At 53.5% G+C, this 25,721-nt stretch carries 17 protein-coding genes; all 17 read left to right on the forward strand.

Features of this window, described 5'->3' with window-relative positions; all coding sequences use genetic code 11:
* Nucleotides 1-61: 61 nt before the first annotated feature.
* The gene (gene gspD, locus NCTC9997_RS03850) at nucleotides 62-2,059 is read left to right on the forward strand and encodes a type II secretion system secretin GspD (RefSeq protein ID WP_082935583.1); all 1,998 of its coding nucleotides are present in this window, start codon (nucleotides 62-64) and stop codon (nucleotides 2,057-2,059) included.
* The gene (gene gspE, locus NCTC9997_RS03855; RefSeq protein WP_082935466.1) at nucleotides 2,052-3,641 is read left to right on the forward strand and encodes a type II secretion system ATPase GspE; all 1,590 of its coding nucleotides are present in this window, start codon (nucleotides 2,052-2,054) and stop codon (nucleotides 3,639-3,641) included. Before gspD ends, gspE begins: the two co-directional genes overlap by 8 nt.
* Nucleotides 3,642-3,646: 5 nt before the next feature.
* Nucleotides 3,647-4,921, forward strand: coding sequence for a type II secretion system inner membrane protein GspF (gspF, locus tag NCTC9997_RS03860; RefSeq protein ID WP_064977360.1), 1,275 nt, complete (start codon nucleotides 3,647-3,649; stop codon nucleotides 4,919-4,921).
* A 48-nt stretch (nucleotides 4,922-4,969) separates the two neighbouring features.
* On the forward strand, nucleotides 4,970-5,428 hold the full coding sequence (gene gspG / locus NCTC9997_RS03865) for a type II secretion system major pseudopilin GspG (RefSeq protein ID WP_064977361.1): 459 nt from the start codon (nucleotides 4,970-4,972) through the stop codon (nucleotides 5,426-5,428).
* Nucleotides 5,429-5,989 carry a type II secretion system minor pseudopilin GspH gene (gene gspH / locus NCTC9997_RS03870; RefSeq protein ID WP_082935467.1) on the forward strand — a complete coding sequence of 187 codons (561 nt, stop codon included), beginning with the start codon at nucleotides 5,429-5,431 and terminating at the stop codon, nucleotides 5,987-5,989. It abuts the gene before it with no gap.
* Between the two features lie 3 nt (nucleotides 5,990-5,992).
* Nucleotides 5,993-6,454 (forward strand): type II secretion system minor pseudopilin GspI, encoded by a 462-nt coding sequence (gene gspI / locus NCTC9997_RS03875; RefSeq protein ID WP_082935468.1) that lies wholly within the window; start codon nucleotides 5,993-5,995, stop codon nucleotides 6,452-6,454.
* A gap of 44 nt (nucleotides 6,455-6,498) precedes the next feature.
* Complete coding sequence (gene gspJ / locus NCTC9997_RS03880; RefSeq protein ID WP_010862268.1) at nucleotides 6,499-7,131, forward strand: type II secretion system minor pseudopilin GspJ; 633 nt, start codon at nucleotides 6,499-6,501, stop codon at nucleotides 7,129-7,131.
* Nucleotides 7,128-8,303 carry a type II secretion system minor pseudopilin GspK gene (gspK, locus tag NCTC9997_RS03885; RefSeq protein WP_064977362.1) on the forward strand — a complete coding sequence of 392 codons (1,176 nt, stop codon included), beginning with the start codon at nucleotides 7,128-7,130 and terminating at the stop codon, nucleotides 8,301-8,303. Before gspJ ends, gspK begins: the two co-directional genes overlap by 4 nt.
* Nucleotides 8,300-9,607, forward strand: coding sequence for a type II secretion system protein GspL (gspL, locus tag NCTC9997_RS03890; RefSeq protein ID WP_064977363.1), 1,308 nt, complete (start codon nucleotides 8,300-8,302; stop codon nucleotides 9,605-9,607). Before gspK ends, gspL begins: the two co-directional genes overlap by 4 nt.
* Nucleotides 9,607-10,188, forward strand: coding sequence for a type II secretion system protein GspM (gene gspM / locus NCTC9997_RS03895; protein WP_064977364.1), 582 nt, complete (start codon nucleotides 9,607-9,609; stop codon nucleotides 10,186-10,188). Before gspL ends, gspM begins: the two co-directional genes overlap by 1 nt.
* A gap of 710 nt (nucleotides 10,189-10,898) precedes the next feature.
* A complete protein-coding gene (gbpA, locus tag NCTC9997_RS03900; RefSeq protein WP_197665240.1) occupies nucleotides 10,899-12,323 on the forward strand; it encodes an N-acetylglucosamine-binding protein GbpA in 1,425 nt (474 codons plus the stop codon).
* Between the two features lie 878 nt (nucleotides 12,324-13,201).
* Nucleotides 13,202-15,403 (forward strand): immunoglobulin-like domain-containing protein, encoded by a 2,202-nt coding sequence (locus NCTC9997_RS03905; RefSeq protein WP_064977366.1) that lies wholly within the window; start codon nucleotides 13,202-13,204, stop codon nucleotides 15,401-15,403.
* Between the two features lie 220 nt (nucleotides 15,404-15,623).
* Nucleotides 15,624-18,677: a M66 family metalloprotease gene (locus tag NCTC9997_RS03910; protein ID WP_082935470.1), complete on the forward strand. Its 3,054-nt coding sequence runs from the start codon at nucleotides 15,624-15,626 to the stop codon at nucleotides 18,675-18,677.
* A gap of 183 nt (nucleotides 18,678-18,860) precedes the next feature.
* Entirely contained in the window at nucleotides 18,861-22,397 is a 3,537-nt protein-coding gene (locus tag NCTC9997_RS03915) for a hypothetical protein (RefSeq protein ID WP_064977367.1), read from the forward strand.
* Between the two features lie 315 nt (nucleotides 22,398-22,712).
* Nucleotides 22,713-23,732, forward strand: a complete 1,020-nt coding sequence (glsA, locus tag NCTC9997_RS03920) for a glutaminase A (RefSeq protein ID WP_064977368.1) — start codon at nucleotides 22,713-22,715, stop codon at nucleotides 23,730-23,732.
* An 80-nt stretch (nucleotides 23,733-23,812) separates the two neighbouring features.
* Entirely contained in the window at nucleotides 23,813-25,453 is a 1,641-nt protein-coding gene (locus NCTC9997_RS03925) for an MFS transporter (RefSeq protein ID WP_010862259.1), read from the forward strand.
* A gap of 27 nt (nucleotides 25,454-25,480) precedes the next feature.
* Entirely contained in the window at nucleotides 25,481-25,693 is a 213-nt protein-coding gene (locus NCTC9997_RS03930; protein ID WP_064977369.1) for a hypothetical protein, read from the forward strand.
* Nucleotides 25,694-25,721 lie beyond the last annotated feature (28 nt).

The following is a 25,721-nucleotide window of genomic DNA, read 5'->3' on the forward strand; positions in this document are numbered from 1 at the left end:
ATCCCCTCGTGCTGCGCGTGTTAGCGCTACGCGCACTTTTTGGCGTCGTCCGGCGGCCTTGATGTTGTGTCTGGCTTTAGTCGGCACAACGCTGAGCCCGCAGGCGGTGTTGGCCGAAGAGTTCAGCGCCAATTTCAAAGATACCGATCTCAAAACCTTCATCGAGACCAGTGGCCGTAACCTGAATAAAACCATCATCATGGGCGCGGATGTCAAAGGCAAAGTCAGTATCCGCACCGTGACGCCGCTTAATGAGCGGCAGTATTACCAGCTGTTTTTGAATGTGCTGGAGTCGCAAGGCTACGCGGTGGTGACGCTGGATAATGGCGTGCTGAAAGTGGTGAAGTCGAATGTGGCGAAAACCGAGCCGCTGCCGGTATTGGGTGAACAGGGCAATGATTATCAGGGCGATGAACTGATCACGCGTGTGGTGCCGGTGCGCAATGTGTCGGTACGCGAGCTGGCACCGATTTTGCGCCAGATGATTGATAACGCGGGCTCCGGCAACGTGGTCAATTACGATCCGTCGAACGTGATTATGCTGACTGGCCGCGCGGCGGTGGTAGAGCGTTTGACCGAGGTGATCCAACGGGTGGATCGCGCCGGGAATAAGTCCGAAGAGGTGATCCCGCTCGAGCATGCTTCCTCCTCCGAAATCGCGCGTGTACTGGAAAATCTGACCAAAAATAGCAAAGACAGCCAACCGGCGAGCATGAAATCGCAAGTGGTAGCCGATGAGCGTACCAATAGTTTGGTGATCAGCGGCGATCCGGCAATCCGCGACAAAATGAAGCGCCTGATCCGCCAACTTGACTCCGAGATGGAGCGCAGTGGCAACAGTCAGGTGTTCTACCTTAAGTACAGTAAAGCCGAAGATCTGGTGGAAGTGCTCAATCAGGTCAGCGGCTCGTTGAAAGCGGCGCAAGGGGAAGGTCAAGCGGGCGTGCGTAGCCGTCAGGATGTGGTGTCGATTGCGGCCAGCAAAACCAGCAATGCGCTGATTGTCACCGCGCCGCAAGACATTATGCGCTCGCTGGAAAGCGTGATCACCCAGCTGGATGTGCGCCGCGCGCAGGTGCATGTGGAAGCGCTGATCGTAGAAGTCGCCGAAGGCAATAACATCAACTTTGGCGTGCAATGGGCATCCAAAGATGCCGGATTGATGCAGTTCTCCAATGGCACTCAGATCCCTATCGGATCTTTGGTCGGCGCGTTGTCGAAAGCCCAGCCGCAAAAAGGCTCCACTATTATCAGTGAAAATGGCGCGACCACCATTAACCCTGATAAAGAGGGGGATCTGTCGGCGTTAACCCAGCTGCTGGCCGGTTACAGCGGCACGGCGGTGGGCGTTGTGAAAGGCGATTGGATGGCGCTGGTACAGGCAGTGAAGGCCGATTCGTCATCCAACGTGCTCTCCACGCCAAGTATTACCACCTTGGATAACCAAGAAGCGTTCTTCATGGTCGGGCAAGATGTGCCGGTGTTAACCGGCTCTACCACCGGCTCGGACAATAAAAATCCGTACAACACCGTCGAGCGTAAGAAAGTCGGCATCATGCTTAAAGTTACGCCGCAGATTAACGAAGGTAATGCGGTGCAGTTGGTGATTGAGCAGGAAGTTTCCAAAGTGGAAGGCCAGACCAATCTGGATGTGGTGTTCGGCGAGCGTAAGCTGAAAACCACCGTGTTGGCCGATGATGGTGAGCTGATTGTGCTGGGCGGTCTGATTGATGATCAGGCCGGCGAAAGTGTCGCGAAAGTACCTTTGCTGGGCGATATTCCGCTGCTGGGGCATCTGTTTAAATCCACCGCCAATAAAAAAGAAAAACGCAATCTGATGGTGTTTATCCGACCAACCATCTTACGTAACGGGCTAGCGGCGGACGGCATTTCCCAGCGCAAATACAACTATATCCGCGCCGAGCAAATCTACCGTGATGAGCAGGGTTTGAGCCTGATGCCACAAACCGCGCAGCCGATTTTGCCGGCCTATGGCCAGCAACCGGTGGCGGTGGAAGTACAAGCCTTCTTACAGCTCGGGAAAGCTCCGCATGGCTAATCGGTTAACGACCTCGCGGGTGACTGAGCAGGGCGCTAAACTGGACTCAGAACAGTGCACTGCTTTGGATGCGCCCTGCAGTGCGAACTCCGCGACCGAGCGCGCGCCACGCTTACCCTATAGCTACGCTCGCCGCTGGCAATTACTGGCAGTGCCTAATGCAGAAAATACGCATGGCTTAACGCTGTATCACGTGCATCCCTTGTCGCGCGCGGTGTTGCTCGAGCTTCGCCGTGGCTTGGATACGCCTTTTGCTTTGCAGCACGTGGATGAGGCGCAGTTGGAGCTGTTGCTGGAGCAAACTTACCAGCGCGACTCGTCTGAGCGCCGTCAGTTGATGGAAGACATTGGCGCGGACGATGATTTTTTCAGTCTGGCCGAAGAGATGCCGGAAACGGAAGATCTGCTGGAAAGCGCCGACGATGCACCGATGATCAAACTCATCAACGCCATGCTGACCGAAGCTATCAAAGAGGGCGCGTCGGATATTCATATCGAGACATTCGAGAAAAGCCTGATCATCCGTTTTCGGGTCGATGGCGCGCTGCATGAAGTGCTGCGTCCGGGACGGCGCTTGGCTTCGCTGCTGGTTTCGCGCATCAAGGTGATGGCCAAGCTGGATATCGCTGAAAAGCGGGTGCCGCAAGATGGCCGCATTGCGTTGCTGCTCGGTGGCCGCGCGGTGGATGTGCGTGTCTCTACGCTGCCTTCCACCTGGGGTGAGCGCATCGTCTTGCGTTTGCTCGATAAAAATCAGTCTCGCCTGACACTGGCGCACCTTGGCATGCAGCCGGCGATGGCGGATGAACTGCGCACGTTGCTGCATCGTCCGCATGGCATTTTTCTGGTTACCGGCCCTACCGGCTCGGGGAAAAGTACCACCTTGTATGCGGGCTTGCAGGAGCTGAACGATCAGGCGCGCAATATTCTTACCGTTGAAGACCCGGTGGAATACGTCATTGAAGGTATTGGTCAGACCCAAGTGAACAGTCGGGTCGGCATGACCTTCGCTCGCGGCCTGCGCGCGATTTTGCGTCAAGACCCGGATGTGGTGATGGTGGGGGAGATCCGCGATACCGAAACGGCGGAGATCGCCATCCAAGCCTCACTGACCGGCCACTTAGTGCTGTCGACTCTGCACACCAATACCGCCGTGGGTGCGATCACCCGTTTGCAAGATATGGGCATCGAGCCGTTTTTGCTCTCCTCCAGTTTGCTCGGCGTAATGGCGCAGCGTCTGGTGCGTACCTTGTGTCCGGCTTGCCGGCGCGCCGCGCCTGCCAATAGCGAAGAGCGCCGTTTGCTCGGCATCCGCCCAGCTGATTCTAGTCCTATCACCCTCTTTCACCCCGAAGGCTGCCCAGAATGCAATTTCAAAGGCTTTCGCGGCCGTACTGGCATCCATGAATTGATGGTGGTGGATGAGGCGCTGCGCATTTTGATTCATCAGCGCGCCGGTGAGCCGCAGATGGAAAGTCATCTACGCGCCCTGCGCCCCGGTATTCGCGGTAACGGCTTACAAAAAGTGCTGGCGGGTGACACCTCGCTCGATGAGGTGTTGCGCGTGACACAGGAAGGATAAGCGCGATGGCGTTATTTCGTTATCAGGCTTTAACCGCTGCGGGGCGGACGCGTAAAGGGATGACCGAAGCTGACTCTCCCCGTCATGCACGGCAACTGCTGCGCGCGCAAGATTTGCTGCCGGTGGAAGTGTGGGCGGTAGACACGCCGGCTGCTGCGCCGTGCTCTACTACGGTAGGACATGCGGCGGGCAGTCCAACAACGGGGAAGCGCGCAGCCTCCGCACGGCGCTGGTTGCAGCGGCGGGTCAGTTCGGCGGATTTGGCGCTGCTGACTCGTCAATTGGCCACCTTGGTGCAAGCGGCGATGCCGCTGGAAGAGTGCTTACAGGCGGTGAGCGAACAGTGTGAAAAGCTACATATCAAAACACTGGTGCTCAGTTTACGTGCGCGTATCCAAGAAGGGTTTACGTTGTCAGATAGCCTGCGTGAACATCCGCAGGTGTTTGATTCCCTGTTTTGCTCGATGGTGGCTGCAGGGGAAAAATCCAGCCACTTAGAGCGCGTGTTGCTGCGTTTGGCCGATTACACCGAACAAAAACAGCGCATGAAAAGCCGCTTGCTGCAGGCGATGCTCTATCCACTGATGCTGACCTTAGTCGCTATCGGCGTGATTGGCATTTTGCTCTCGTCGGTGGTGCCTAAAGTGGTGGCGCAGTTTGAGCATTTAGGGCAGGCGCTCCCTGCTTCCACCCGCTTATTGATGAGTTTAAGCGATGGCGTACAGGTGGCCGGGTTACCGCTTTTGATCTCGTTACTGGCGTTAGGCGTGTTGATGCAGCGTTTACTGCAAAAGCCAGCGCTGCGCTTGCGCTGGGATCGCTTCATTTTACGTTTACCGGTGATTGGGCGCGTGAGTCGTGGCCTGAATACCGCGCGTTTTGCCCGCACCTTAAGCATTCTCACCGCAAGCCGCATTCCGGTGCTCGATGGTGTGCGTATTGCCGCCAGCGTGTGTGCCAATCGCTATATCGAACAGCAAATTCTTTCTGCTGCTGAGCGGATCCGCGAAGGCAGTAGTTTGCGCGCTGCGCTCGGCGAGCTGCGCTTATTCCCGCCGATGATGTTGTACATGATCGCCTCAGGTGAGCGCTGTGGCGAGCTAGAGCCGATGTTAGCGCAAGCTGCGGATAACCAAGATCGCGAATTTGATACCCAAGTCGGGATTGCGCTAGGGGTGTTTGAGCCTTTGCTGATTGTCCTGATGGCGGGCGTGGTGCTTTTTATTGTCATCGCCATTTTGCAGCCGATGTTGCAGCTCAACAACATGGTTGGGATGTAAGTGTGGTTGGCGCGTAAGTGGCCAAAATCTAACTCACGGAGATAACGCATGTATTCAAAGTCTGTCAAACGCGCGCCGCAAGCGGGTTTTACCTTGTTGGAAGTGATGGTGGTGATTGTGATTTTGGGCGTACTGGCCAGTTTGGTGGTGCCCAATTTGCTCGGTAACAAAGAGCGTGCCGATCAGCAAAAAGTGGTCAGTGATTTAACCGCGCTGGAAAACAGTTTGGATATGTACAAGCTGGATAACGGCCAATATCCGAGCACCCAGCAAGGGTTACAAGCGTTGGTCAGCAAGCCGGATGGGGAGCCGCAGCCGCGTCGCTACCGTGAAAATGGCTATATCAAACGTCTGCCAACCGATCCGTGGGGCAACGAATATCAGTACTTAAGCCCGGGCGAGCACGGTCAGGTGGATATCTATTCACTCGGCGCTGATGGCGTCGAGGGCGGTGAAGGCAATGGTTTGGATATTGGTAATTGGAACATGCAGGAGCTGCATAAGTAAGTGGTGACGCGCGGCTTTACTCTGCTCGAGATGATGCTGGTGATAGTGCTGCTCGGCACCGTCACCAGCATGATTGTGCCAACGCTTTCAAGTGGTACCAAGCCCGTCGCGCATGGTGCTGCGGCCACCTTTTGGTCGCAGTGGACGCGCTTGCGTGATGAAGCCTTGGTCAGTGGCGAGATGGTGGGCGTGCGAGTGGAGCCTGATGGTTATCAGCTGATGGTGCGCCGGCAAGGTCAGTGGCAGCCGGAGTCGCGTGCTCGCCAGGGCTCGCAGGTCACCTTGCCGCCGCAGGTGCGCAGTCAATTAGAGCTGGCAGCGCTGCCTTCTGTCCGCGCCGGTGGTTTGGATTTGCAGCAGCAACGTTTGAGCCTACATGACATTGAGCTGGAGATGCAAAGCCACAGCGCTGAGCGCCCGCCGCAGCTGGTGTTTGCCGAGCATCAACTGGAGCGGCCATTTAGTTTGCGTTTTGTGCAAAGCTATCCGTCAGCCTGTTGGCAAGTCAGTGTCAGTGCTGGGCAGTCGCCGCAGCTGACCGAATGTACGGTGGGGGGATAAGGCATGGCGAATATGCGTCCGGTTAATCCGACACCTTTAGGTCAGCGCATTGATGGTCGAAGCATTCATCTGCGAGGTCTGCAGACCGGATTTACCCTGCTCGAAGTGATGATCGCCTTGGCCATTTTTGCCATGGCGTCGCTAACGGTCATGCAGGTGTCGGGCACTACGCTGTCGCACCAAGCGCGCTTAAAAGAGCGCATGCTGGGTGACTGGCTGGCCGACAATCAAAGTGCCTTGCTCTATTTGCAAGCGGGAAGCCGCGAGAGTGCGTTGGCCTATCAAACCCAGCAAGGGGAAACCGTGGTGGACGGCCAGCCTTGGTATTGGCGCACCCGCGCGGTAGCGGGGGATAATCGCACGCTGCAAGCGATGGATATTGAGATCAGCCACAAAGCCGATTTTAGTGCGTTGCTGGTCACGCGCCGTATTTGGTTGCCAGCACCGCTGACGGAGCTGCGTTAATGAGGAAGAGTCGGGTGACAGTCTCTTCTCATCGCAGGACGGGTATGTCTACGCGAATTCCCGCCGCAGGCTTTACCCTGCTGGAGATGCTGGTGGCGATTGCGGTTTTTGCCATGCTGAGCGTGATGAGTCAGCAGGTGGTGAGCGGCGTGATGCAAGCCGATAGCATTAGCGAGCAGCAGCACAGCGAGTTGCAGGCATTGCAGCAGATGATGCAGTACCTGACTCACGATTTAACCCAGATGATCCCCAAAACGGTGCGCAGTGGCCCTGCTGGGCGTGAGGCGGCGTTACTGGTGGGCAATGGCGTGCTGGGCTCGCAAGGTGTCGGGCTGCGTTTTACCCGAGGTGGAGTGGTCAATCCGCACATGATGCAGGCGCGCAGCCACTTTACCCAAGTTGGCTACCGAATCGCCGAGGGTAAGTTAGAGCGTTGGCTGTGGCCGCAAACCGATCTGGATAGCCGCGTGACGCCGCAAGTGCAGGTGTTAGCGCCGGTGAATGCCCTGCGCGTGCAGTTTTATGATAATGGCCGTTGGAGTGGACAGTGGAGCAGCCCACAAGCGATTCCACAGGCCATTCGCATCACTTTCGATTTCCCGCAATTAGGCACCATTGAGCGAGTGTGGTTACTGCGCGGCGCGCTATTGCCCTCTGGCCGTGGAGGGCGGGCATGAAGCGAAAACCGGCTAATGTGCCGCGTCGACTGGCTCTGCCACCTAAGCCGACTAAGCCACCTAAGCGTGGCATGGCGATGGTGATAGTGATGGTGCTGCTCGCCGTCATGACGCTGCTGGCCGCTAACATGAGTGGGCGGATACAACAGCAAATCGGACTCGCCTTGCATCAGCAAGAATATCAAGCATTGCCGTGGCTGACGACGGCGGCCGAAAGTCAGGCGCTGCGCCTGTTACGCGATAGTGTGGGGCTTGAGCCGACAGTGAATTTGTCACAATCCTGGGCGCAAGAGGATTTGCACTTTGCGCTGCCACAAGGGCGCGTGAGCCTGGCGCTGTCTGATTTACAGGCCTGCTTTAACCTTAATGCGCTGCATGAAGCGCAAACCTCGCTGGCCGGTCAAACGTCAGGCTCGTCATCCAATACCGGTGAGGGCGGCGGGGAAAATACCGAGCCAGAAAACGCCGAGCCGGAAAATTCAGAACCCGAAAATCCAGCGCCCGTAATTCCAACGCCAGAGAGCGCAGCGCAAAACGGCACGCCGTTGGTTGTCCGCCAATTATTGGCGCTGCTTAAAAGTCAGGATGTGCCAGAGTACCGCGCCGAACTGTTAGCGGACAATTTATGGGAATTTATTGACGCTGACTCCGTGGTGCAAACCGCGCAAGGGCGAGAAGACGGTGAATATCTTGCGCGCGATCTGCCTTTTTATCCGCCCAACAGTTTATTGACCGATGTAAGCGAAATACGTCCGGTACAGGGGATGGATGCTGAGCTGTATCAGCGTGTTGCGCCAGTGCTTTGCACTATCCCCGAGAAGAATTTACGTATTAACGTCAACACGTTGGGTGAGGATAATGCGCCGCTGCTTGAAGCGGTGTTTACCCCTTATTTAAGCCGCATGCAGGCGGGACAAATCTTGCGGGAGCGTCCGCAGCAAGGTTGGGAAAGCGTTGCTGCTTTTTTACAAACACCGGCGCTGGCCGATGTGGATAGCGCCGTTAAGCAGCGGCTAAAAACGTTGCTGACGGTGAGCAGTGATTATTTTCGCCTGTCAGTGCGCATTGAGATGAACGGCGTGCGCCGTGACAGTGAAGCGGTGATTGGCCGTTCGGCCTCGGATCGACAAGGGTTTTATGTGCTGTGGCATCAGCAAGGAGATTTGGAGTGAGTGAGTTACTGAGTCTGTTGTTGCCGGTCAGCGCCGAGCAGCCGATCCGCTGGCAGTGCGTTGCTTTAGAGTCGCCTTCTGGCGCGTTAGCGCAAACGCCTAGTCAGCAAGGTCAGTTTGGCCATGCTGAACTCGAGAGTGTAGCCGCGTTAGTCACGCCAAACACCACTGTTCAGCTGTTGATTCCCGGCGAGTGGGTCAGTCTCTGGTCGGTGACATTGCCAAAAGGTGCGCAGCGCCAAGCGGATAAAGTGCTACCCGCCTTGCTGGAAGATGAGCTGACACAAGATATCGAGCTTTTGCATTGTAGTTTGCTACAGCTGCAAGGCGATAAGGCCAGCGTGGCAGTGATTGAACATCGGCGCATGCAGCAGATTGTCGATTGGCTGGCGAAGGCGAACATCACCTCGGCACGCGTGTTACCCGATTGGGCTGCATTGCCAGAAAATAGCCTGCTGATCGCCTCCGATCGCGTGCTGTTTCATCAGCAGGGCTGGCACGGTTTTAGTACTGAGATGGCGCTGGCGAGTGTATTGCTGCAGGCGGATAGCAACCATGATGAGATGGCGCGTGGTGAGTCACGTGCGCCAGAGTGGCAAGTCTTTAGCGCGCAGCCGTTAACAGACTATCCGGCTTTATTAACGGCGTTGACTGGTGATGAGTTAGCGCGTGATGCACATACGCTGATGGTTAAAGATATCAATACATTAGTGCTCACCACACCCAGTGCGGCTATCGCCAGTAACGCGACGTTGCTCACTGGCCGCTGGCGTTTGCGCACAGATGTGCGGCGTCAGTGGCGGCGCTGGCGGCCGTTGGCGTTTACGGCAGCGCTGCTGTTGTCACTGTTGACCGTTGAGCGAGCGGTGGCGCTATGGAGTGTGGCGCAGCAAAGCGCGCAGGCGCGGCAGGCCGCTGAGCAGCAGTTCCGCCAGTTATTCCCTGAGCAAAAACGGATCGTCAATTTACGCGCTCAACTCAATGCCGCACTGCGCGAAACGCAATCAGCGAGCAGTACACAGGAGTTATTGGTGTTGCTACCGACCATTGCGCAGGCATTAGACAGCGCCGCGCTCGCTACGCCAGTGAGTGTACTTAACTTGCGCTTTGATCAGCCGCGCCAAGAGGTGCGTTTAAAGTTGCGAGCAGGGAATTTTTCCGATTTTGATACGCTGCGCCGTCAGCTGGCAACGCACTTTTCGGTGGAGTTAAGCCCACTGGCGCAAGAGAGCAGCGTTAACCGCAGCAGTGGCGTAAGTGGCGGCGTAAGTGGCGAATTTATTTTACGCGGAGGAAAAGCCTAATGCGCGGTTATCTATCTCGCCTATCAGAGCGGCTGGCGGCACAGGGTTCAAGCTTTGATTCACTGCGTCATGCTTATACTCGAGTGGGCAGCATGGCAGTGCTGCGGATGGCCCCTTATTGGCATGCGCGCTCAGCGCGTGAAAAACGCCTCGTGATCCTGGCCAGTGTTGCATTGCTGGTGGGCGGATATTACTGGGGCATTTGGCAACCGTTGCAGCAAGCGTTAGAGCACGAGCGCAGTCAATTGCAGCAGCAGCAAACCTTGCTAACGCGCATGCAAGTGGTGCAGCCGCAGATACTGGCACATCGCAACGCGCAACCTAAGGCGGGGCCCGCTCGCCCACAAGGCTCACTTGCGCAGGTGATCAGCGAAAGTGCGCAGCAGCACCAGATAGTGGTAACGCGGATTGTGAATAAAGACGATAGCATTCAACTGAGCATCAATCCGCTCAGTTTTAACAGTTTGCTGGCATGGCTCAATACACTACACGATGAGTTTGGCATCCAAGTACGTTTCTTTGATGTCAGTGCTGAAATGGTGCCGGGGCAGGTGCGCGTATTGAATTTGGAGTTGGCATAATTTCAATCGATACTCAAACATCTAACTCAATAGTACCTAATTAGAGGTATGCAAAATCAAATTCGGTGAGAAACAAACCGTGATTTGTGCGATTAATTTCAGGCTGGCTAATCTGAATACGGTATATTTAGAGTGTTTAATCTATTTTGATTAGTGAATATTGCGAATTAATGAAAACGTCATCTAAGCTTTATTGACAGCCCTTTTACCCCTGTGCTCAAATGCCAATAAAATGAGAAGTCTATTTGCATGCTTAACGCACACTCTATTTTCTGACTGCTTTCTGAATTTGTGGGTCAATATATTGTCGTTATTTGCGTTTTGGTTTGACGGTTTATTGTCGAATTTTCCTGTTTACTTAATAAAATAATTAAATTGATTATTAAAGCGACCAGTTAGCGCACCCAATTGTCTGATGTATATCAAGCGCAGACGATTGATTTAAATCTCAATATAAAATTAAGTTTATCTGCTTTGCGTATTGCATGGTGGAGGATGAGTAACAACGCTAATTTATTACCAATATGCATCAATGCTGATATCCGTATCGTGGAGCGGATATAAATAATCGTGGATATAAATAAAAAATTTAATAAAGCCCTCTTAGGGATTGCATCAACGTTTTTGACCGCAGCGGTATCACGCCGAGGTGGTCTTTTTTGGCGCAGCATCGCTTCTGCGCTGTTTTTTATCTCTAAACTGGAACTATGATGAAACTGACTAAAATTGCATTGCTAACAATCGCCGCGTTTAGCTCGACGGCTTGGGCCCACGGTTATGTGGAAGTGCCACAATCACGTGGCTACGCCTGTAAAACCGGCTTAAACAGTGACTGTGGCGCAGTGCAGTGGGAGCCACAAAGTATTGAAGGGCCAGATGGTTTTCCGTTAGCAGGCCCTGCGGATGGCAAGCTGGCGAGCGCGGGCTTGGTGCAATTTAGCGAACTGGATGCGCAAACCAGCACCCGTTGGAGTAAAACGCCGATTAAAAGCGGTAAGCAGACCATTCGCTGGAATTTTACCGCCAACCACGTGACGCGCGAGTGGCGTTATTACATCACCAAACCGAACTGGGATCAGAATGCGCCACTGACCCGCGATGCATTTGAATTAACACCGTTTGCGGTTCATAGCGGTGATATGCAGCAGCCGCCGAAGCAATTTAGCCATGACATCGTGATCCCTGAGCGCAGCGGTTACCACGTTATTCTGGCGGTGTGGGAAGTGGGTGATACCGTCAACAGTTTCTATAACATGATTGACGTGATGTTTGACGACGATAACAGCGAAATCCCTGATTTTAGCTGGGCAAACGTGGGTACCATCTATCCAAGCGTCAATCTGAGCATCGGCGATAAAGTCAAAACGCGTGTGTTTGATGCCCAAGGTGAGCGTCATGCGCTGTCCACCACGCTGACCATCGCCTCAAATGAGCAAGGTGAGAAAAATCAGTGGGCTTACGCACTGTCGAAAGCGATTAATAGCAGCCAGACCTTGTATCAGGCAGGCCAGAAAGATGCACAGGGCAATATCAATCCGGCTTATGGCCAAAATACCGTCTATGCCAAGAAAGACAGTGGATTGGAGCGAGTTGAGATTGAAATCATTAAGGATGAAAGTGCGTTGCCACTGGATCTTGAGTTGAGCGGCCTGCAAGAGATCTATACCTTAAGCGAAGGTAAGGCCAGCATTAGCTTTGACGTGCGTGCGGTTGGCGATTTAGCGATTCAGGCTACCATCTATAATCATGGCGGCGTGGCGCAGGCGTTCACTGCGTTTGATCTGCAAGACAGCACGCGCAATGTCACGCTGGCGGTGCAGGATGCGCAGGCCGGTCATCATCGCTTGGTGGTTAAAGCCAGCAATAAAGAACAAAAAGTGCTGCAAAAAAGCGCTGACTTTATGCTGAAGGCGGAGGAAACTGGCGAACCATCCGGTGAGTATGAGTTTACGTTCCCGCAGTCCATCAAATCCTATACTGCTGGTACAACGGTGCTGCAGCCGAAAAACGGCAAAGTCTATGAGTGTAAGCCATTCCCATACAGTGGCTATTGCTCGCAGTGGAGCGAAACTGCAACCCATTATGAGCCGGGTGTCGGTTCACACTGGCAAGATGCGTGGATTGAGAAAAAATAACGCAACTGGCGAATTAGACTCAATTATCACTACATAAAGTGAGTAATACCTAAAAAAGCCCTGTCTTAACAGGGCTTTTTAAACGGCGTTATTTATTACTTTTTTATGCCATTAAATGCGTATTGGGTTATTCGTTGTTATATAAAATGAGTTAATTAAAAAAATAGCCAGCAAGTTGCATATAGGCTTTATTTAACGCCGTAAATTATATGACATTAAAATTTGTTTGTATGGATAAAGCAGGCGGTGGTTTTGTTTATTAATGCTAAATAGATATAACTCATTGACACTTACTTTAAGTACGTGCTGAAATCAAAGAGTCTGTGGGTAATATATTTGCACGGTTATTCAGAAGCATGCTCGTCAAATTAATGTCGTCATAATATTGTCGCTTTAAAAGTCATGGCGGCAGAAATAAGTGTGTTTTATCCATTTAAAATAGATGCGCAGCACATAATAAGAATGAAAAAACAGCGCTTTTCTTTTAAATCTGCCACCACAACAACAATGAATAAAAAATAGTCGCGCTGGGTGTAAGCGAGCGCGGCGTAAATAAGTTTTCGCGCGTAGGTCAATCGCCCAACCGGTGATGACTATCCGTGTTGTTCAATATTGTATATACCCAAACAACCTGAAGTTGCAGGTAGGCGGTACGTGAGTGAATCCCCATGAGCATAGGAAATATGTGATTGGGGTGAACGAACGTAGCCAACACCGCTGCAGCTTCAAGTAGGAAGGGGATAGAACGAATTGCACAGAATTTTGTACCAATTACAGCGCACGTGTACCGCACACCGTTTTAGGGGCGTTGCACTGCGTATGTATGAGTTTTGAGTATTTGCTGGTAAGGCGTTGTTAACGCATAAATGGGAGAAATAATGAACAAGCTGAAACTATCTTTGCTGGGCTGCCTGATTGGCGTGAGTAGCCCAATGCTGCATGCGGCCAATGCCGGTCAGACAATGGTTAATCCATCATCCGGTGTGGTGGTGGGTTACTGGCATAACTGGTGTGATGGCGCCGGTTACAAAGGCGGTATTGCGCCATGTGTGAAGCTTGATCAAGTCAACCCACAGTACAACGTGGTTGATGTCTCCTTTATGAAAGTGTACGGCAGCGATCCGATCCCGACGTTTAAGCTGGATCCGGCTGTTGGCATGAGTGAAAGCGAGTTCATCGCACAGATTGCTGAACTGAACCGCCAAGGTCGCTCGGTACTGCTGGCGCTGGGCGGCGCTGATGCGCACATCGAACTGCGTAAAGGCCAAGAGCAGGCGTTTGCAGATGAAATAATCCGTCAGGTGGAAACCTATGGCTTTGATGGTCTGGATATCGACTTGGAACAAGCGGCGATCACCGCTGCCGACAACCAGACTGTGATCCCAGCAGCGCTGCGTATCGTCAAAGACCACTACCGCGCTCAAGGTAAAAACTTCCTGATCACTATGGCGCCAGAGTTCCCGTATCTGACCACCAACGGTGCGTATATTCCGTACATCCGTAATCTGGAAGGCTACTACGATTGGATCAACCCGCAGTTCTACAACCAAGGCGGCGATGGGATCTACATCGATGGTATTGGCTGGATTGCCCAGAACAATGACGCGCTGAAAGAAGAGTTCATCTACTACATCGCGGACTCTCTGAGCAACGGCTCGCGCGGTTTTTACAAAATTCCACACGACAAACTGGTGTTCGGTATTCCAACCAACATTGATGCCGCGGCAACCGGCTACGTTCAAGAGCCACAAAAGCTGTACAACGCCTTCAATCGTCTGAAGAGCCAAGGTCAGCCACTGCGTGGGGTGATGACGTGGTCCATTAACTGGGATATGGGGCGCAATGCTGCCGGTCAGACGTATAACGAGTCGTTCATTAAGAACTACGGCCCGTTCATTCATGGTCAGGACATCACTCCGCCACCGGTAGAAAACGGCAAGCCAATCTTCTCCGGCATCAGCGACATCCGCATCAAGCAAGGTGCGCAGTTTGATCCACTGCGCGGCGTTAGCGCCAGCGATCGCGAAGACGGCGATCTGACCGCGCAGATCCGCGTCGAAGGTTCAGTGGATACGCAGCGTATCGGCCTGTACCCGCTGATCTACAAAGTGAGCGACAGCGACAACAACCAGACCGAGCAAGTGCGCACGGTTGAAGTTTACAACATGAAGCCAACCTTCAGTGGTATTGCCGACACCACCTTGATCCTCGGCACCGCCTTTGATCCATTGGCAGGCGTGAGCGCGCAGGATGAAGAAGATGGCGATCTGACCTCTCACATCAAACTGAGCGGCAGTGTAGATAGCAACACCGTCGGCCGTTACACCCTGACCTACCAAGTGAGCGATAGCGCCGGTCAGACCGTGACGCAAGCGCGTAACGTGACCGTGAAAGAAAGCGGCGGCGTGTGCACTAACGGTTGGAGCGCCACTGCGACTTATGTGGGTGGCGATCTGGTGAGCCACAACGGCAAGAGCTGGCGCGCCGAGTGGTGGACGCAGGGTGACGAGCCGGGCACGACCGGAGAGTGGGGCGTTTGGCGTCTGCAAGGTGACAGTGATTGTGACGGCGGCGTAACTCCGCCTCCGGTAACCGGCAGCAGCGATTTCACCCTCAGCAACTTCGACTCCCGTTACACCTTGGTCAACGGTCAAGTCAGCATTCGCTTTAATCTGGCCACCAAAAACCCGGTCCAAATTGCCGCCAGCCTGCAGCAAAACGGCCAATCATTTGGCGCGGTGAATGCGCTGGTTAACGGTAACAGCGCACTGACCTTGGCGGTGAGCAATGCCACGGCGGGCAGCTATGAGCTGGTGATTGAAGGTCAGGCCGAAGGTCAACAGCCGGTGGTACAGCGTCATGCCGTGACCCTGAGCGAAGACAACCAAGGCGGTGGCGGTGAGGGCGATTACCCAGCCTATGTGGCCGGTAATGCCTACCAAGCGGGCGATCGCGTGAGCAATGGCGGTGCGAACTATGAGTGCAAACCGTGGCCGTACAGCGGCTGGTGTGGCAGCTCCCCGGCGCACTATGCACCAGGCAGCGGCAGCGCTTGGGGTGATGCGTGGGATCGCCTGTAATCCATCGCGTTATCTAATCTGATTATCTCATCGCGATATTCATCGACATATCGGGGCAGCTCGGCTGCCCCTTTTTATACGCGCAGTATGAGTATCTGATGAAATTGAAAGCAAACAGCTCTTGTTAACATGTTGATTTTTATTAATTAACAAGCATAAGGGCGCAGTTGTTTGATGGCTGTTCATTTAACAAACAGTTGTTTAATAAAAGGTAGGTAATATGGAAATGAGCTATCTCTCATGCTTGATTGCAGCCTCACTGGTCACCGCTGCTTTACCTGTATCCGCTAATGACACCTCTCCGTTATATTTCAACAGCATCCAACCGAAAAATGATTTGGTGGGAAAGCTGGAAGCCAAAGTTCAGTTTGCTCAAAGCCAAATCTTGCCGTCTAAGGCTCTCGAAGGCGATCGCCAGCCCATCCTCACCAGTTTGCGCAAAAGTCTGATTTTGGTGCAGCCATTGCAACCGGATGCGGTCACGCCGATGTTTGTTGATGCCCGTGATAGCAGCGGCGCGCTTTTGGGCACCGTGACCTTAGCGCCGCCATCGGCGTTGCCAGAAACGGTCTACCATCTACCGGGTGTTCCTGCTGGTGGCGTTAACTTTACCCCAGAAAGTGGTGAAACGCGGGTCATTAACAGCAGCGCTGAATTGGCCAAATTGGATGACAAGAATGGCGCTTTTCTGAAAGAGCGTCTGGCCACGAGTGCATTGGTTGAGATCCAAACTGCTGATGGCCGTTGGGTGCGCGATATCTATCTGCCACAAGGCGCTGAGCTGGAAGGCAAGATGGTGCGGATGCGTTCACGCGCCGGTTATAACTCAAACCTTTATTATGGCGAGCGCAAAGTCACTGTATCGAATGGTCAAACCATCGCGTTTAAATATGCCAACGGCCAGTGGTTTCGCGAAGGCGAGTTGGAAAACAACCGCCTGAGTTATGCCCCAGATACGTGGAGTGGCGAGTTACCGGCCGAGTGGATTGTGCCAGGGCTTACGCTTTCCGTGCGCCAAGGTAATTTAACCGGTGAGCTGACGGATATTCCCGTCGGTGCGCCGGGCGAATTGCTGCTGCACACCATTGATATTGGGATGTTGGTAGAGCCGCGCGATCGTTTTTCGTTTGCCAAGGATTTTGACGCGCAACGCGAATACTTCCAGACCCTTCCAGCACGTCGCATGGTGGTTAACCAGTATGCACCGTTGTACTTACCGGAAGTGATGTTGCCTAACGGCACTTTGCTGACGGACTTTGACCCGAGTGATGGCGGCTGGCATGGCGGTACTATGCGCCAGCGGATCGGTAAAGAGCTGATCTCGCACGGTATTGATAACGCTAACTACGGTATTAACAGCTCGGCGGGCGAAGGCGAGGGTAGCCATCCGTTTGTGGTCGCTCAGCTGGCGGCACATAACAGCCGTGGCAAATATGCGAATGGCGTACAGGTGCACGGTGGTTCGGGCGGCGGCGGTATTGTCACGCTGGATAATTCACTGGGTAACGAATTTAGCCACGAAGTGGGTCATAACTTTGGCTTGGGCCACTATGTGGATGGTTTTCGTGGCTCGGTGCATCGCAGCGCCGATCAAATCAACTCGACCTGGGGTTGGGATAGCGACAAGCTGCGCTTTATTCCAAACTTTTTCCCGCGTCAAAATCAGGCCGAAACCTGTCTCGACGGTCAGTGTCAGTTGCCGTTTGACGGGCGTCAGTTTGGTAAGGATGCGATGGCCGGTGGCGAGCCATTCTCTGCAGCCAACCGCTTTACCTTATATACCCCAAACTCGGCGGCGCTGATCCAGCGTTTCTTTGCCAGCAAAGCGGTGTTTGATAGCCAATCACCGACCGGATTTAGCAAATGGAATGCTGATACCGCACGCATGGAGCCATACCAACATACCGTAGAAGGACTCGAAACGGTCAATGCCCCGGTCGATAATCTGAGCGCCGAGAATCTGGCTCAGCTGCTTTCGGAGTATGAGCTGGTCAAAATTGGCATGTGGAACGGACACTGGGCGCGCAACATTTATATGCCGGCGGCATCAAGTGAAAACCGGGGCCGCAGCATCAGTATTGATCACCGCGCAGGCTATAACAGTCATCTGTTTATCAATGGCAGCGAAATTCTGGTCAGCAACGGCTACAAGAAAACTTTCACCTCTGATGGCCAGCGCTGGCAAGAGCGGGCGGAGGTGAATACACGCGTTGCCCGTCAACCACAGCGTTTCGAAATTCCGGTGACCACCTTGGTCGGCTACTACGATCCGCAAGCGCGTCTGCAAAGCTACATCTATCCGGCACTGCATGCAGCGTATGGATTTACCTACCCCGATGACAGCGCCACAGTGTCCAGTAATGACTGTCAGTTACAGGTCGAAACCCGTGACAGCGTGCTGCGCTTTAAGCTGCTGAATCACCGCGCATCGAGCGCTGTGATGAACAAATTCCACATTAACGTGCCTAGCGACAGTCAACCGAGCAAAGCGCGGGTGGTGTGTAACAACCGCACCTTGAGCGAAACTGCGCTGTCTGCTGCGCCGACCGATTTGGTGTACACCATCAATGGCAAGTTGCCGGAAACCGACGGTGGTGGTGAGTGCAGCAATGCCTGGCGCGCAGAGGCAACCTACGTGGGCGGCGATCTGGCCAGCCATAACGGTAAGAGCTGGCGCGCTGAGTGGTGGACGCAAGGCGAAGAGCCAGGTACCACCGGCGAATGGGGTGTCTGGCGTCTGCAAGGTGACAGTGATTGCAGCGGCGGGGTCACGCCACCTCCGGTGACCGGCAGCAGCGATTTTACCCTCAGTAATCTTGATTCCCACTACACCTTGGTCAACGGTCAGGTCAGCATCCGTTTGAATCTGACCACCCAAAATCCGGTGCAGATTGCCGCGAGCTTGCAGCAAAACGGTCAGCGCTTTGGGGAAGTCAGTGCTCAGGTGAACGGCAACAGCGCACTGACGCTGGCGGTCAGCAATGCCAGCGCCGGTAGCTATGAACTGGTGATTGAAGGCAAGACCGAAGGCCAGCAGCCAGTGGTGCAACGTCATACCGTGACGCTGAGCGAAGACAATCAAGGCGGAGGGAGCGAAGGCGACTATCCGGCCTATGTGGCCGGCAATAGCTACCAAGCCGGCGATCGCGTCAGCAACAGCGGCGCGAACTACGAGTGTAAGCCGTGGCCGTACAGCGGCTGGTGTGGTCTGTCTCCCGCCCATTACGCGCCGGGTACCGGTAGCGCGTGGTCTGATGCATGGCAGCGCCTGTGATCCGGCAATCTAGATCTGCAACTTAGACCTGCAATCTAGCTCTGCAACCTAGCTCAGTAACCAATAGGGGGCGGCCAGCCCGCCCCTTCATTTTCGCTATGGATATTCCCTTTCCGTTTTAGCTTTTAAGGCACTGACTTTTCGACGGTTGCCTATTCACGCCACTGACAAAAGGAGCGTTACATGATGAGGATCTCCACCCTTGCCGCCATGATTGGGGTAAGTCTGTCGCATTCAGTGTGGGCGACCACCAGCGAACAAGATTATTTTCGCCAGACCTATCAAACACATCACCAACTGATGACCGACCGTTTGGCGGCGCTGCGCGCTGAAGCGGAAAACGGCGATAACGTGAGCATTAAAGACGGCCAACGTTACCTGAACGTCAACGGCACCGAGTATCGTCTCACTGCCGATAACCGGATCCTGTTTGATTTTCCAAAGCCGACCTTTACCGATGAAACCGCCATCCGTAATGTCTTTAATTTCTTTAATCAAGACTGGGAGCTCACTTGGTATGACAGTGGGGTGGTCGCCGTTAACAAGCTGTTTGGAAATTATGATTACGGCAACGGCTGTTTGATGGAGTATTACCCGCGCGGCACCATCCAAAATGGTGAGCAAACCCATGTGGTACTGGAAACCGCCTCGTGCCGCGTCAACTCGTTTGATACGACGGTGAAAAATCTGGATATCGGCGAGCAGATCCCAGCCGAACAATTGGGGCTGGATGCCAGCTTGATCACCGCCGTGGAGCGCTATCAAGATCGGTTATATGTCAGCCAGAATACCAATCCGGGCAGCGTGCAGATTATCGATCTGGCCTCTCGCCAAGTGATCGGCCAGATCACCGGAACAGGCAGCGAATACAACCAAGTCAGTGAGCTGTATATCCGCAATAACCTGCTGTACGTGGTATCGCGTTACTCGCATCGGGTCGACATCTTCGATCTGGATAATAACCACCAGCATGTCACCACACTCGGTACTGGTCGCGATTCGGGTAGCAACAGTTTGCATCGCACTCAAGCGGTGGTGGCGAATGACCAGTATGTGCTGGTGGCCGATGCGTTGAGCCAAATTAAGGTTTATCGCCAGCAAGATATACTGCCGGAAAACAACTTAAAAACCCCGATTGCCGGCTTGTTGGAGTTTGAAGGCAAATACAGCCACCGTCTGGTGCAACTGCATCTGCTGCAAGACTATTTGATTGCCCATACCACCGGTAAAAACTACTACATTTATGACCTGCGCAAGCTTGAGCAAGCCATGCGTGATGGTGTGCCGTTAGCGCCTGAGCAGGTGATCTCCGATAGCTCACTGCAAAAAATCGATACCGATGGCGAGCAGTTGGTCGTCAATTTTAAAGATCGGATCGCGTGGTATTCGATGCGTGATTTTATTGACGGCGGCTTCCGCTTTACCAATGAAACCTTTGCGGTAAAGCGTATTAATGATGCGCCGGTAACGTCGCTCAATGATCTGCATCTTGCGGGGAACACGTTGATTTCGGCCAACAGCCAGGGCTTGGGGATCAACGAGCTACTGACCAAAGAGATCGCGTTTGTGGCGGGCAGCAGCTTGTCTGTGCCGCAGTTTAAATTTGATCAGTTGCAGCCCAGCTCAGTGGGGTACATCTTTGATAAAGATGAGCCGTATGAAGTGTTGGTCAACAAGTCACTGCGCTCGGTCAACATCAACTCCTTGGTGAAAACCGAACTGCTCGATAATGAGCGCGTGCGCATCACCAACTATGCGGCGCAAGAGCTGCGTGATATCAACATTGAGTCCAAACTCAGTGGCGTCAACAAGTGGTTTATCCTCGGCCAGTTTGATCGCTTGCCGGCTTATGCCCAGATTGTCCTGCCGTTAAGTGCGTTTGGCGAAAGTGGCCGCTTTAACAGCGCTAACCGCGATGGGGTGTTTGATCTCAATGCCTTGTTTGATAACCGCGTAGCCTTACCGGCGCAATTTACCCACCGTTTTAGCTCTGACAGCGATCCGTTTGCGCAAAAACTCTCGCGCTTGAAACCAACGTGGAATGTCGGATTTGCCAGCACGAATCCGAATGACACCAAGTGGCGCGCCATGAATGCGCTGTATGCCAAAGAGTGGCTGATTATTGCCACTAACTTGGCGTACATGGTATCGGCCGAAGAGTTCAAGCATGTCTGGTTCAATTTCAAAAACATCATGGGCTATGACATGTTTGGCAACGGCGGCAACAGTTACGTCGCTAATGGGATCTTTACTGCCGAGGATTATGCCCATTACTACCAGAGCTTGATGAAACGCTCGCACCTTAATTTGGGCATCACTGCAATGGGCGGCGGTCTGGGAAATGGGGGGATCACTGGCGTCGATACCTTTAACTTCGTCAGCCACTATTACGGTGGTTGGGGTGTTATTGCGCATGAATTTGGTCACGGTTTTGATGGCGGTCACTATGGTCACCAAAGCGCGTTTGCCAACGGGGGCTACGGTTGGCATCCGCTGATGACCGAATTGGCTAACTACCACATTCGCAAAGGCGATCTGCCGTATATGGATGACGATCTTAATGGTTTCCATAAACCAGAGAATGATAGCTATCGCTATAACTCGGTTAATCAAGGGGCGCGTAAGTACCGGGCGGATAGCCACATGTACACCATTGATCGTTATTTCATGCAGTATTCGCAAATGCCCATGGGCTGGGTGGCTAACGGCAGTGAGTTTAGTGCAGAGCAGCTGAGCGGTCTGAACAATCAAGAGCGGTTGCTGATGAGTACGCTGCCGAAAGAGAACGAAAAGCGCAACTTGTGCCGCTTTACCTTCACCGATGGTGAGCAGTATTACGGTTATGTGGAGCCGGTAGACGGCGGCTATCGCTGTGACGCCGGTGAACTGATCCGTTATCGCCAATCGAATGGCCAATTTGTTCCATTAGTTTCCCCCGCAAACCAGTTTGATTGGCTGTCGCTGCACCAAAAAGGACAGCTTAATCAGCCGGTATTACACCAAAATGGACAACCCCTGTGTTACATGAGCTCGTCGGGTTTCTACGGTATTGGCTTTATTAATACCAAAAATCAATGTGCTCAATTACCCAATGTTTATCATGTAAATGGTAATAAATGGCTATTTAGTAGCCGTTGGACGCAAATTAACTACGTTAGTGGCGATTTTGTACCGCCTACGGCAGGGGCGAGCAGCGAGTTCACGCTGAATAACCTCAATACTGAATACCCGTTGGTGAATGGGCAGGTCGCTATGTCGTTGGCGCTCACCACCGCTAACCCCGTGGATATCACCGCGACCTTAGCGCAAGCGGGTAATCCGCGCGGTAATGCCAGCGCCCGCATTGAGGGGAATGGCACCTTGTTGCTGGCGTTAGACAACCTCAGCGCTGGGTCTTATGACCTGTTACTGGAAGGGATGGCCGAAGGCGGTAAGCAAGGTTCGCAGCAGCGTTTTAGTGTCACGTTGGTCGATACCGTTGCCGGCGGCGGCAATGAAGACAATGGAGGAAATGGCGGTAATGAAGGGAATGAGGGCAACCAAGATAATTACCCGGCCTATACCCCAGATACCGCCTATCAGGCCGGTGATCGCGTGAGTCATGCAGGGGGTGATTACGAGTGTAAACCGTGGCCATTTAGTGGTTGGTGTGGTGGCTCTACCAGCCATTATGCTCCTGGCACCGGTAGCCACTGGAACGATGCGTGGGTGAAAATTTAACCGCAGGATAAAGTGCGGATAGCATCACAGTAATAAGTCAAAGGGCTGCATGGCAGCCCTTTTTGTTAGGCTTGAGGCTCGCCAGCGATCGTGAGAGAACGTCGTGATGTAAGGTTTGAAGGAGGCGGCGCTCACGTAATCTATCCCTAATCAAACGCTTATAACCATCCCTACGTTGATTCTTTTTTGTTCTTCTGCCTGCGCAATAAACACAACACGCCACCGCGATTTTAAAAATCCTGTCTATTCTTAACTGTATCTCTACCGCCATGCTGAGTGAATGGTAATTAACAGCGACTACCGGAGATACCTGATATGCCAACCAGTAAAGCCAGTACCGGATTTAACAGCTATGTTTCAACCGGCCACCTGCCAGATCAACATACCGTGACCACGTTAGTGCAAGAAGCGCATGCGCGTTTCGGTGCCGATACGAATGGGAAGGTTTCGACGGTTTATCCGGCATTAGAACGCGTCGATCCGGATCTGTTTGCGATTTGCATGGTGGGAACCGACGGTTCGCTGCACGCCGCCGGCGATATTGACCATGAATTTACCATCATGAGTGTCTCGAAACCCTTTGTGTTTGCGCTGGTTTGCCAAGCCATTGGCCCGAAAGTCGCACGTGAGCTGCTCGGGGTGAATAGCACCGGCATGGCCTTTAACTCCGTGGCGGCGATTGAAAAAACCACTGATGGTCGCACTAACCCCATGGTAAACCCAGGCGCTATCGCCACCACCAGCTTCGTGCCCGGTACCACGAGTGATGAACAATGGAAATTTATTTACGACGGACTTTGCCGTTTTGCCGGTCGCAAACTAACACTTAATGAAGAAGTGTATCAGTGCGCCAGCGATACCAACTTTCGTAACCGTGGGATCGCCAACGTGCTGCAAGGCTATGGGCGGTTAGGCAGCGATCCGATGGTCGCGACCGATTTGTACACCCGTCAGTGCGCTTTAAATGTCAGTGCGCGCGACTTAGCGGTGATGGGCGCGACCTTGGCTGACGGCGGCGTCAACCCGCTGACCAAAGAGCGGGTGGTCGACAACGATGTCTGCCACTACACGTTGGCGGTCATGGTGACGGCGGGCTTGTATGAAACCTCCGGTGATTGGCTGTATGACATTGGTTTACCGGGGAAAAGCGGGATTGGCGGCGGGATCGTCACCGTCTCCCCGGGCAAAGGCGGCTTAGGGACATTTGCGCCGTTGCTAGACAGTGCGGGTAACAGTGTGAAAGGACAGCTGGCCGCGCGCTTTTTATCGCGCACCTTGGGCATGGATATGTTTGTTTCCGAACCGTATATCGATAAAACCATCGACAAAGGTTAAGTCACGCAGGCGGCGGTCTGCTGGCAGACCGCCGTGAATGTTGGCAGAACAAAAACACCTGTTAAAAGGCTAGAGATCTTATGGGTAATCAATCAGCTCACCTCACGGGTCAAGAAGTCAAAGAATCCTGGGTACCAATGATCGCCATTGCGATGGCTCAGGTGCTCATGTCCTTCAACGTTGCCTCTCTGCCCGTTGCTCTGGGCGGGATGGTCAGAAGCTTTAACGTTCCACCGACTACCATTGCCACGGCGATCGTTATGTACTCGCTGTCGGTCGCGGGTTTTGTGATGTTGGGTGCCAAACTTAACCAGCGCTTTGGGCCGGTGCATGTGTTCCGGGTCAGCGTACTGGTCTTCGGTGTTGCTCAGATCATGATGACCTTCAGCCCGAATGCCACCATCATGATCAGCGCCCAAGCGTTAAGCGGCTTGACCGCAGCGGCACTGGTACCGGCGCTGGTGGCCTTGATTGCTGAAAACTACCGCGGCTCACAACAAGCCACGGCGCTGGGTGCATTGGGTTCGGCCCGTGCCGGTGCGGGGGTGAGTGCGTTCCTTATCGGTGGTGTGCTGGGCACCTACATCGGTTGGCGTCCGGCGTTCGGGATCTTGATTGGTCTGTCGGTGATCATTTTCATCCTGAGTTTTCGTCTGAAAGCCGATAAGGCGCGCCCAGATGTCAGCATTGATCTGGTTGGTGTGGTGCTGGCGGCGGCGGCGATCATTTTGATGTCGTTCGGTTTTAATAATCTCAATCGCTGGGGCTTTGGCTTAGCCACTGACAGCGCACCGTTTACCTTATTCGGACTGTCTCCGGCGCCGTTCATGATTGTGGTCGGTATCGTGTTGGCGCAAGCCTTTGTGGTGTGGACGCGTCGTCGTCAAGAGCAAGGCAAGACGCCGCTGCTGGCGCTGGAAGTGATTAACTCGCCGAGTGAACGGGCGGCAGTAATTGCCATGTTTGCGGTGGTGGCGCTGGAGGCAATGCTGAACTTCTCGGTGCCACTGTATATCCAGATTGTGCAGGGCAGTACCCCAATGGCGACCGCCATTGCCATGATGCCGTTTAACCTGTCGGTGTTCTTCTCCGCCATGTTGATTGTGCGCTTTTACGGTAAGTGGACGCCACGGCAGATCGGTCGTTACGGCTTTATTACCTGTACGATCGCCCTGCTGTGGCTGTCGTTCGTGGTGCGCAACAACTGGAGTGAATTCGCGGTACTGTTCGGGTTGGTGGTGTTCGGTATTGGTCAGGGTTCGTTGGTGACCCTGGTGTTCAACGTGCTGGTAAGTTCGTCACCCAAAGAGCTGGCGGGGGATGTTGGCTCATTGCGTGGTACCACCAACAACTTAGCGGGCGCGATCGGTACTGCGGTGGCGGGGGCCTTACTGGTGGGATTACTCAGCGCTAACGTCATGCGCGGAGTGGCGGAAACGCCGATCCTGACTCCAGAGCTGCAATCGCAAGTGAATATGGACAGCATCAACTTCGTCAGCAATGACCGTCTGGAAAGCGTACTGGCACAAACCTCGGCCACACCGGAGCAAGTGGCAGAAGCAGTGCGCGTCAATGAAGAGGCGCGCTTACGCGCCTTGAAGTTCGGGCTGCTGATTATGTCTATGTTGTCACTGTTGGCGATTTTCCCTGCCAGCCGTTTACCGGATTATCTGCCGGGTGAATTGACCTCCGACAATCTGGATAAACCCAAAGCTAAATAAGGTTAAGCCACAAACGAAACAGCAAGCATGACACATGCCAGTGCGGTTGACTCAATCGCACTGGCAGATTTTCTAAGCAATAAGCATGTAATAAAGACCGCGTTACTGAATAAAAAATACCTCTATACCGGAACACAAAATAACGTCCCTGCAGGCAGTGAGCTTGGTGAACATGGTCGTCACGGTAAGGCTGAGCATGAGCTCTACATAACGGAACATGTGGCCAGCTATCCAGAGTAGGAAACCAAGGTAGGAAGCAGGGCAATTC

Origin of the sequence: Plesiomonas shigelloides (genome assembly GCF_900087055.1) — a bacterium.
Lineage (GTDB): Bacteria > Pseudomonadota > Gammaproteobacteria > Enterobacterales > CAMTGL01 > Plesiomonas > Plesiomonas shigelloides.

Bases quoted from the DNA above. Each gene is read 5' to 3' on its own strand.
- gspE (WP_082935466.1), top strand. From the start codon at position 2,052: ATGGCTAATCGGTTAACGACCTCGCGGGTGACTGAGCAGGGCGCTAAA.
- NCTC9997_RS03915 (WP_064977367.1), top strand. From the start codon at position 18,861: ATGATGAGGATCTCCACCCTTGCCGCCATGATTGGGGTAAGTCTGTCG.
- NCTC9997_RS03925 (WP_010862259.1), top strand. From the start codon at position 23,813: ATGGGTAATCAATCAGCTCACCTCACGGGTCAAGAAGTCAAAGAATCC.
- gspG (WP_064977361.1), top strand. From the start codon at position 4,970: ATGTATTCAAAGTCTGTCAAACGCGCGCCGCAAGCGGGTTTTACCTTG.
- gspI (WP_082935468.1), top strand. From the start codon at position 5,993: ATGGCGAATATGCGTCCGGTTAATCCGACACCTTTAGGTCAGCGCATT.
- gbpA (WP_197665240.1), top strand. From the start codon at position 10,899: ATGAAACTGACTAAAATTGCATTGCTAACAATCGCCGCGTTTAGCTCG.
- NCTC9997_RS03905 (WP_064977366.1), top strand. From the start codon at position 13,202: ATGAACAAGCTGAAACTATCTTTGCTGGGCTGCCTGATTGGCGTGAGT.
- NCTC9997_RS03910 (WP_082935470.1), top strand. From the start codon at position 15,624: ATGGAAATGAGCTATCTCTCATGCTTGATTGCAGCCTCACTGGTCACC.
- gspK (WP_064977362.1), top strand. From the start codon at position 7,128: ATGAAGCGAAAACCGGCTAATGTGCCGCGTCGACTGGCTCTGCCACCT.
- NCTC9997_RS03930 (WP_064977369.1), top strand. From the start codon at position 25,481: ATGACACATGCCAGTGCGGTTGACTCAATCGCACTGGCAGATTTTCTA.
- gspF (WP_064977360.1), top strand. From the start codon at position 3,647: ATGGCGTTATTTCGTTATCAGGCTTTAACCGCTGCGGGGCGGACGCGT.
- gspD (WP_082935583.1), top strand. From the start codon at position 62: ATGTTGTGTCTGGCTTTAGTCGGCACAACGCTGAGCCCGCAGGCGGTG.
- glsA (WP_064977368.1), top strand. From the start codon at position 22,713: ATGCCAACCAGTAAAGCCAGTACCGGATTTAACAGCTATGTTTCAACC.
- gspJ (WP_010862268.1), top strand. From the start codon at position 6,499: ATGTCTACGCGAATTCCCGCCGCAGGCTTTACCCTGCTGGAGATGCTG.
- gspM (WP_064977364.1), top strand. From the start codon at position 9,607: ATGCGCGGTTATCTATCTCGCCTATCAGAGCGGCTGGCGGCACAGGGT.